This window comes from Streptomyces sp. NPDC042102, from assembly GCF_055582305.1.
This window is the reverse complement of record NZ_JBVJDL010000012.1, coordinates 1-9,957: the sequence shown is the minus strand read 5'-3', so window position 1 is coordinate 9,957 and position 9,957 is coordinate 1. Positions and strand designations below refer to the sequence as shown.

2 protein-coding genes are annotated in these 9,957 nt (G+C 75.4%); both read left to right on the top strand.

Annotated elements, in window-relative coordinates; genetic code table 11:
• Window positions 1-41: 41 nt before the first annotated feature.
• Window positions 42-8,114, top strand: a complete 8,073-nt coding sequence (locus ACZ6KO_RS30345; protein ID WP_469307191.1) for a type I polyketide synthase — start codon at window positions 42-44, stop codon at window positions 8,112-8,114.
• A gap of 35 nt (window positions 8,115-8,149) precedes the next feature.
• Window positions 8,150-9,957 (top strand): type I polyketide synthase (locus ACZ6KO_RS30340; RefSeq protein ID WP_469307190.1); only part of this gene is annotated, 1,808 nt, incomplete at its 3' end.

Here is a 9,957-nt window from a genome sequence, read left to right as displayed (position 1 = left end):
ACCCCCGCCGACCTGACCGTCCCACCGGAGGCACTGCCCAGATGGCCAGCAGCAATGAAGACAAGCTCCGCGACTACCTGAAACTCGTCACCGCCGACCTTCAGCAGACCCGCAAGCGCCTGCAGGCCGTGGAGGCGAAGGAGCAGGAGCCGATCGCCATTGTGGGCATGGCCTGCCGCTACCCGGGGGACGTCACGTCGCCGGAGGACCTGTGGCGGCTGGTGGCGGAAGGCGGCGACGGCATCGCCGGCTTCCCCACCGACCGCGGCTGGGACCTCGACGGCCTCTACGACCCGGACCCCGACGCACCCGGCCGCACCTACGTGCGCGAAGGCGGATTCGTCCGCGACGCCACCGAGTTCGACGCCGGCTTCTTCGGGATCCCGCCGCGCGAGGCCCTGGCCATGGACCCCCAGCAGCGCCTCTTCCTGGAATCCTCCTGGGAGCTCTTCGAACGGGCCGGCATCGACCCGGCCACCCTCAAGGGCAGCCGTACGGGAGTCTTCGTCGGCGCCGGCAACCCCGGCTACCTCGGCGGCGGCACCGGCACCCCCCACCGCGAGGTGGAGGGCTACACGCTGACCGGGAACGTCGGCAGCGTCATCTCCGGCCGGGTCGCCTACACCTTCGGCCTGGAGGGCCCGGCCGTCACCGTCGACACCGCCTGCTCCTCCTCCCTCGTCGCCGTCCACCAGGCCGCCCACGCACTGCGCTCCGACGAGTGCTCCATGGCCCTCGCCGGCGGCGTCACCGTCATGCCGAACCCCTGGCTGTTCCAGGAGTTCAGCCGCCAGCGCGGGCTGGCCGCCGACGGCCGCTGCAAGGCCTTCGCCGCCTCCGCCGACGGCACCATCTGGGGCGAGGGCGTCGGCGTCCTGCTGCTGGAGCGGCTCTCCGAGGCGCGCCGCAACGGCCACCGCGTGCTCGCCGTGATCCGCGGCTCCGCCGTCAACCAGGACGGCGCCAGCAGCGGACTGACCGCCCCCAACGGGCCCTCGCAGCAGCGTGTGATCGAGCAGGCCCTGGCCAACGCCCGGCTCTCCGCCGACGAGGTCGACGCGGTCGAGGCGCACGGCACCGGCACGGCCCTGGGCGACCCCATCGAGGCGCAGGCGCTGCTGGCGACGTACGGCCGGAACCGCCCGGCGGACCGGCCGCTGCGGCTCGGCTCCGTGAAGTCCAACATCGGCCACACGGCCGCCGCCGCCGGCGTCGCGGGCATCATCAAGATGGTCATGGCCATGCACCGCGGGGTGCTGCCGCGCACCCTGCACGTGGACGAGCCCACCCCCCAGGTGGACTGGTCGGCGGGCGCGGTGGAACTGCTCACCGAGCCCGTCGAGTGGCCCGAGGCCGACCACCCGCGCCGCGCGGGCGTCTCCTCCTTCGGCATCAGCGGCACCAACGCCCACGTGATCGTCGAGCAGGCCCCGGCGGCCGACGAGGAGCCGGCCGCGGCGCAGGCCGCGGACTCCGGCCCGGGCCCGCTGCCCTGGGTGGTCTCCGCGCGCAGCGCCCAGGCCCTGCGCGCCCAGGCCGGCCGGCTGCTCGGCCTCGACCCCGCCCTGCCGGTCGCCGAGGTCGCCGCCGCCCTGGTGACGACCCGCTCCGCACTGGACCACCGCGCCGTCGTCCTGGCCGAGGACACCGAGGGCTTCCACGCCGGCCTGCGGGCCCTGGCGGAGGGCACCCCGGCCGCCGGAGTCGCCGAGGGCACGACCCGCCCGGGCCGGCTGGCGTTCCTGTTCTCGGGTCAGGGTGCGCAGCGGGTGGGGATGTGCCGTGAGCTGTACGCGGCGCAGCCGGTGTTCGCGGCCGCCTTCGACGAGGTGTGCGCTCACTTCGGACTGCCGCTGAAGGATGTCGTCTTCGGTGGTGGGGAGGAGGTGCACCGCACGGAGTTCACGCAGCCGGCGTTGTTCGCGGTGGAGGTGGCGCTGTTCCGGCTGGTGGAGTCGTTCGGGGTGCGTCCGGATTTCGTGGCCGGGCATTCGATCGGTGAGATCGCCGCCGCGCACGTGGCCGGGGTGCTGTCGCTGGCCGATGCGTGTGCGCTGGTGGAGGCGCGGGGCCGGTTGATGGGCGCGCTGCCCGAGGGCGGCGCGATGGTCTCGGTCCGGGCGACCGAGGCGGAGGTCCGGGAGCTGCTGGCCGGGGCGGTGGACATCGCCGCCGTCAACGGGCCCGAGTCCGTGGTGATCTCCGGTGCCGAGGACGATGTCCTCGCGGTGGCGGAGCGGTTGGCGGCACAGGGCCGTAAGACCAAGCGGCTGACGGTCTCCCACGCGTTCCACTCGCCGTTGATGGAGCCGATGCTGGCCGAGTTCGGTGAGGTCGCCGGTCAGCTCACGTACGGGACTCCCGCCATCCCCGTGATCTCCAACGTCACCGGTGAGCAGATCCGCGAGTTCTCCGCCGGCTACTGGGTCGAGCACGTCCGCGGCGCCGTCCGCTTCGGCGACGGCATCCGCCACCTCGCCGGGCGCGGTGTCACCCAGTACCTCGAGCTCGGTCCGGCCGGTGTCCTCACGGCCATGGCCCAGGGAAACCTCCCCGAGGACTTCGACGGCCCGGTCCTGGCCCTCCTCGACAAGAACCGCCCCGAGCCGCAGGCGTTCCTCGGCGCCCTCGCCGAGGGCTGGACCCGGGGTCTGCCCGTCGACTGGTCGCCGGTCGTCGGCCCCCGCCGCCCGGCCGCGCAGGCGGTCGAGCTGCCCACGTACGCCTTCCAGCGCCGCGCCTACTGGCTGACCCCCGAATCCGGCGCCCCCCGCGACGCGATCGAGGAGCGGTTCTGGCAGGCCGTCGACCACGAGGACACCGACGCACTGATCGCCACCCTGGACATCGACGGCGACAAGCCGCTGCGCGAGGCGCTCCCCGAGATGGCCTCCTGGCTGCGCCGCCACCGGGCCCCCGAGACCCGCACCGCCCTCGCCGCCCTGCACACCGCCCCCGACGCGGAGGCCGACGCCGCCGCCGGCGCGGAACTGCGCGCCCGGCTGGCCGGGCTGACCGAGGCCGAGCAGCACCGTACGGTCCTGGAGCTGGTCCGCGCCCACGCCGCCGCCGTCCTCGGCCACGACGGGCCGGCCGCCATCGACCCCCAGCGGGCCTTCAAGGAGCTGGGCTTCGACTCCCTCGCCGCCGTCAACCTGCGCAACCGGCTCGGCACCGCCACCGGGCTGCGGCTGGCGCCCGCCTTCGCCTTCGACTACCCGACCCCGGCGGCCGTCGCCGCGTACGTACGGGCCGAGGTGCTCGGCGAGCACACCGGCGCCGTCACCGGCCACACCGGCGCCGCCGCCCTCGACGAGCCCATCGCCATCGTCGGCATGGCCTGCCGCTACCCCGGCGGCGTGCGCTCCCCCGAGGACCTGTGGCGGCTCGTCGACACCGGCGCGGACGTCATCTCCGGCTTCCCCACCGACCGCGGCTGGGACGCCGACGCGCTCTACCACCCCGACCCGGACCACCCGGGCACCACGTACGTGCGTGAGGGCGGCTTCCTGCACGACGCCGCCGACTTCGACCCCGCCTTCTTCGGGATCTCGCCGCGCGAGGCGCTCGCCATGGACCCGCAGCAGCGGCTGCTGCTGGAGGCGTCCTGGGAGGCGTTCGAGCGGGCCGGCATCGACCCGTCCCGCGTGAAGTCCGCGCCCATCGGCGTGTTCGCCGGCGCCACCCAGCCCGGCTACTTCGGCGGACTCCAGCAGATGGGCGGCGAGGGCGTCGAGGGCTACTCCCTCACCGGCAACCTCACCAGCGTCATCTCCGGCCGGATCGCCTACACCCTCGGCCTGGAGGGCCCGGCCGTCACCGTCGACACCGCCTGCTCGTCCTCCCTGGTCGCGCTCCACCTGGCCGCCCAGTCGCTGCGGCAGGGCGAATGCACCATGGCGCTGGCCGCCGGTGTCACCGTGATGCCGACGCCCGACCTGTTCGTGGAGTTCAGCCGCCAGCGCGGGCTGGCCGCCGACGGCCGCTGCAAGGCCTTCTCCTCCTCGGCCGACGGCACCGCCTGGTCCGAGGGCGCGGGCGTGCTCCTCCTGGAGCGGCTCTCCGACGCCCGCCGCAACGGCCACCACGTCCTGGCCGTCGTCCGGGGCACCGCCACCAACCAGGACGGTGCCTCCAACGGCCTCATGGCCCCCAACGGCCCCTCGCAGCAGCGCGTCATCCGCCAGGCCCTGGCCAACGCCCGGCTCTCCGCGGCCGACGTCGACGCGGTCGAGGCGCACGGCACCGGTACGGCCCTGGGCGACCCGATCGAGGCGCAGGCGCTGCTGGCGACGTACGGCCAGGACCGGCCCGAGGAGCGGCCCCTGCTCCTCGGCTCGATCAAGTCGAACATCGGCCACACCTCGGCCGCCGCCGGCGTCGCCGGGGTGATGAAGATGGTCATGGCCATGCACCACGGGGTGCTGCCGCGCACCCTGCACGTGGACGAGCCGTCCCCGCACGTCGACTGGTCGGCGGGCGCGGTCGAACTGCTCACCGAGGCCCGCGACTGGCCCGGCACCGACCACCCGCGCCGGGCCGGCGTGTCCTCGTTCGGCGTGAGCGGCACCAACGCCCACGTCATCATCGAGCAGGCCCCCGCCGAGGGGGCCACGGCTGCCCCGGAGCCGGTCGCCGGGCCGCTGCCGTGGCTGGTCTCCGCGCGCACCCCGGACGCCCTGCGCGAGCAGGCGAGCCGCCTGCGGGACCTCGCGGCCGGCGGATCCGCCCCCGGCACGGCGGACATCGCCGCCGCCCTGCTGGACACGCGGGCCCAGCTGGAGAGCCGCGCGGTGGTGCTGGCCGAGGACCGGGAGGACTTCCTGGCCGGGCTCGACGCGCTGGCCACCGGCGCGTCGGCGGCCGGCACCTGCCGCGGCGATGCCGTGTCGGGGGAGCGGGTGGCGTTCCTGTTCTCGGGTCAGGGTGCGCAGCGGGTGGGGATGGGCCGTGAGCTGTACGCCGCGCAGCCGGTGTTCGCGGCCGCCTTCGACGAGGTGTGCGCTCACTTTGAACTGCCGTTGAAGGATGTCGTCTTCGGTGGCGGTGAGGAGGTGCACCGCACCGAGTTCACGCAGCCGGCGTTGTTCGCGGTGGAAGTGGCGCTGTTCCGGTTGGTGGAGTCGTTCGGGGTGCGGCCGGACTTCGTGGCCGGGCATTCGATCGGTGAGATCGCCGCCGCGCACGTGGCGGGGGTCCTGTCCCTTCAGGACGCGTGTGCGCTGGTGGAGGCGCGGGGCCGGTTGATGGGCGCGCTGCCGGAAGGCGGCGCGATGGTCTCCGTGCGGGCGGCCGAGGGCGAGGTCCGCGAGCACCTGACGGGCCTGGCCGACCGCGTCGGTATCGCCGCGGTCAACGGGCCGGAGTCCGTGGTGATCTCCGGCGCCGAGGACGATGTCCTCGCGGTGGCGGAGCGGTTGGCGGCGCAGGGTCGTAAGACCAAGCGGCTGACGGTCTCCCACGCGTTCCACTCGCCGTTGATGGAGCCGATGCTGGCCGAGTTCGGCGAGGTCGCCGGTCAGCTCACCTACGGGACGCCTTCGATCCCCGTGGTGTCGAACGTGACCGGTGAGCAGGTCACCGAGTTCAGTGCGGCGTACTGGGTCGAGCATGTGCGCGGTGCTGTCCGCTTCGGTGACGGGATACGTCATCTCGCCGATCAGGGTGTGGGGCATTTCCTGGAGCTGGGTCCGCAGGGTGTGCTCGCGGCGATGGCCGGGGAGTCGCTGCCCGAGGGCTTCGGCGGGCTGCTGACGCCCGTGCTGCGCAAGGACCGCAGCGAGGGCGAGGCGTTCCTCGGGGCGCTCGCCGAGGCCTGGACGCGGGGGTTGTCCGTGGACTGGGCGCCGCTGTTCGCCGGGCGGACCGCCCGGCGGGTGGACCTGCCCACGTACGCCTTCCAGCGGCAGCGCTACTGGCTCGACGCCCCCGCCGCCGGTCCCGCCGCGGCCACCGGGCAGGACGCGGTCGACGCCCGGTTCTGGGAGGCCGTCGAGCGCGAGGACCTGGAGGTGCTCGCCGGTGAGCTCCGGCTGCCCGACGGCGAGTCGCTGCGCGACGTCCTGCCCGCCCTGTCCACGTGGCGGCGCGGCCACCGCGAGCAGCGCACCATCGACTCCTGGCGCTACCGGATCACCTGGAAGTCCGTCGGCGACCCCACCGCCGCGCGACTGACCGGCCGCTGGCTGCTCGTCGTACCCGAAGGCGCCGGGCACGGGGCCCAGCTGCTCGCCGGCCGGGCCGCCGCCGCCCTGGCCGCCCACGGCGCCGAGCACGAGGTCCTCGCCCTGGACGCGACCGCCGCCGACCGCGCCGCCTGGGCGGACCGGCTGGCCGGCACCCCGGAACTCGCCGGCGTGCTCTCCCTGCTGCCGCTCGACGCCCGCCCCCACGCCGGACAGCCGGGTGTCGGCACGGCCCTGGCGGCGACCACGGCCCTCGCGCAGGCCCTCGGCGACGCCGGCGTCGCCGCCCCGCTGTGGCACCTGACCCGCGGCGCCGTCTCCACCGGACCCTCCGACCCGGCCGCCGACCCCACCGGTGTCCAGGCCCAGGTCTGGGCACTGGGCCGGGTCGCCGCCCTGGAGTACCCCGACCGCTGGGGCGGCCTGGTCGACGTACCGGCGGGCCTGGACGAGCGGGCCGCCGCCCGGCTGGCCGGGGTCCTGGCCGCCCCGGACGGCGAGGACCAGATCGCTGTGCGCGACGCGGGCGTACTCGTCCGCCGCCTGCGGCGGGCGCCCGTACCGGCCGACCGCACCGGCGAGCAGCCGTGGCGGCCCACCGGCACCGTCCTGGTCACCGGCGGCACCGGCGCCCTCGGCAGCCGGCTCGCCGGCTGGCTCGCCGACGGCGGCGCCGAGCACCTGCTGCTGACCAGCCGGCGCGGCGCCGACGCGCCCGGGGCCGCCGAACTGGCGGACCGGCTGCGGGCGCGGGGCACCGAGGTCACGCTGGCCGCGTGCGACGTCGCCGACCGCGACCAGCTGGCCGCGCTGCTCGCCGGCATCCCCGCGGACCGCCCGCTGACGGCCGTCGTGCACGCCGCCGGTGTCTCCGACAACGGCTTCATGGACGAGGTCACCGCCGAGCACCTGGCGCACGTCCTGCGCCCCAAGGCGGTCGCCGCCGACCTCCTCGACGAACTCACCGCGGACCTGGACCTGTCGGCGTTCGTGGTGTTCGCCTCCAGCGCCGGCATGTGGGGCAGCGGCGGGCAGGCGGCGTACGCCGCGGCCAACGCGCACCTCGACGCGCTCGCCGAGCGCCGCCGGGCCGCCGGCCGGGCGGCCACCGCCGTCGCCTGGGGCCCCTGGGCCGAAGCCGGCATGGCGGCCTCCGAGGACATCGACGAGCACCTGCGCCGCCGCGGGGTCATCGGCATCGCGCCGCAGACCGCCGTCGCCGCTCTCCAGCAGGCCCTCGACCTCGACGAGACGTGCGTGGGCGTCGCCGACGTGGACTGGGCGCTGTTCGCGCCCACCTACACGGCGATGCGGCACAGCGCGCTCATCAGCGAACTGCCCGAGGTACGGGACGCGCTCGCCGACGACGACCCGGCCGATGCCGAGGGCGCCGCCGCGTCGGCGTCCGCCCTGCGGCAGCGGCTCGCCGCCGCCGCACCCGCCGACCGCCAGCACCTGCTGGTGGAGCTGGTCCGCGGCCACGCGGCCGCCGTCCTCGGCCACCGCACCGCCGACGCCGTCCACGAGGCGCGCCCCTTCAAGGAGCTGGGCCTCGACTCCCTCGGCGCCGTCGAACTGCGCAACCGGATCGCCGCCGACACCGGCCTGAAGCTGTCCGCCACCCTCCTCTTCGACCACCCCGCCCCGGCGGCCCTCGCCCAGCACCTGCGCGAGCAGCTGGAGGACGGCGAGAGCGGGACGGACGGCTCCGTCCTCGCCGAACTGGACCGTATCGACGCCACCCTGGCCCGGCTCGCGCCGGACGAGGGCGCGCGCCACCGCATCGCCGGCCGCCTCCAGGTGCTGCTCACCAAGTGGGGCGGCGGCAGCCCGGAGAAGGCCGAACAGACCGACGCCCACGACGAACTGGCGTCCGCCTCGGCCGAAGAGATCTTCGCGTTCATCCACGAAGAGCTCGGCAAGTCGTAGCCGTGCCGGAACGTCACCCAAGGAGCTCCCGCCAGATGGACAACGAACAGAAGCTGCTCGATCACCTCAGGTGGGTGACCGCCGAGCTGAAGCAGACCCGGCAGCGGCTGCGCGAGGTCGAGGCGGACGAGCCCGAGCCCATCGCGATCGTCGGCATGGCCTGCCGCTACCCCGGGGGCGTCGGATCCCCCGAGGACCTGTGGCAGCTGGTCCGCGAGGGGCGCGACGCCGTCACCGGCTTCCCCGTCAACCGGGGCTGGGACCTGGACGCGGTCTACGACCCGGACCCGGACCGGCTCGGCACCAGCTACGTGCGCGAGGGCGGGTTCGTCCACGACGCCGGCGACTTCGACGCCGACTTCTTCGGGATCTCGCCGCGCGAGGCGCTCGCGATGGACCCGCAGCAGCGGCTGCTGCTGGAGACCGCCTGGGAGGCGTTCGAGCGCGCCGCCGTCGACCCCGCGGCCGTCGCCGGAACCCGGACCGGCGTCTTCGTCGGCACCACCTACACGGGCTACGGCAGCGACCGCGAGGGTGCCGCCGAGAACGTCGAGGGCCACCTGATGACCGGCATCGCCACCGCCGTGTCCTCCGGCCGGCTCTCCTACACCTTCGGCCTCGAAGGGCCCGCGGTGTCCGTGGACACCATGTGCTCCTCCTCGCTCGTCGCCCTCCACCAGGCCGTACGGTCGCTGCGCGAGGGCGAGTGCACGCTCGCGCTGGCGGGCGGCGCCCAGATCATGTCCACGCCCGACGTGTACGTCGAGTTCAGCCGCCAGCGGGGCCTGTCCCCCGACGGCCGCTGCAAGCCGTTCGCGGCCGCCGCCGACGGCACCGGCTGGTCCGAGGGCGTCGGCCTGCTGCTGCTGGAGAAGCTGTCCGACGCGCGCCGCAACGGCCACCGCGTGCTGGCCGTCGTCCGCGGTACGGCGGTCAACCAGGACGGTGCCAGCAACGGCCTCACCGCGCCCAACGGGCCCTCCCAGCAGCGCGTCATCGAGCAGGCCCTCGCCGACGCCCGCCTCTCGCCCCACGAGGTCGACCTGGTCGAGGCGCACGGCACCGGCACCACCCTCGGCGACCCCATCGAGGCCCAGGCCCTGCTCGCCACGTACGGCCGCAGCCGCCCCGAGGGCCGCCCGCTGCACCTGGGGTCCATCAAGTCCAACATCGGCCACGCGGCGGCCGCCGCCGGCGTCGCCGGAGTCATCAAGGCCGTGATGGCCGTCCGCGACGGCGTCCTGCCGCGCACCCTGCACCTGGACGCCCCCACGCCCGAGGTCGACTGGTCCTCCGGCGCGGTCGAACTCCTCGCCGAGGAGCGGCCGTGGCCGGCGGGCCAGGGCCCGCGCACCGCCGCCGTCTCCTCCTTCGGCGCCAGCGGCACCAACGCGCACGTGATCGTGCAGTACGCCGAGGAGGCCGACGGGGCCGCTGCCGGGGCCGACGCGGAGGAGCGGCGGCCGCTGCTGCCCGGGTCCGCGCTGCCGTGGGTGCTCTCCGGCCGCGGCACCGAGGGGCTGCGCGGACAGGCGGCGCGGCTGCGGGAGTTCGCCGCGGACACCACGCGCTCGCCGCACGGCATCGGGCTCGCCCTCGCCACCACCCGGGCCGGGATGGAACGGCGCGCGGTGGTCCCCGCCGACGCGCTGACCGCGCTGGACGCCCTGAGCGCCGGCCTGCCGGCCGCCGACCTGACCGAGGGCACGGTGGCCAAGGGCGCCGACCGTCCGGTGTTCGTCTTCCCTGGTCAGGGGTCGCAGTGGGCGGGCATGGCGGTGGAGCTGTACGGCGCGTCGCCGGTGTTCGCCGCTCGCCTGGACGCGTGTGCGGCGGCGCTGGC

Excerpts from the sequence above, each read along its gene's own strand:
- ACZ6KO_RS30345 (WP_469307191.1), top strand. The coding sequence starts at position 42 with ATGGCCAGCAGCAATGAAGACAAGCTCCGCGACTACCTGAAACTCGTC.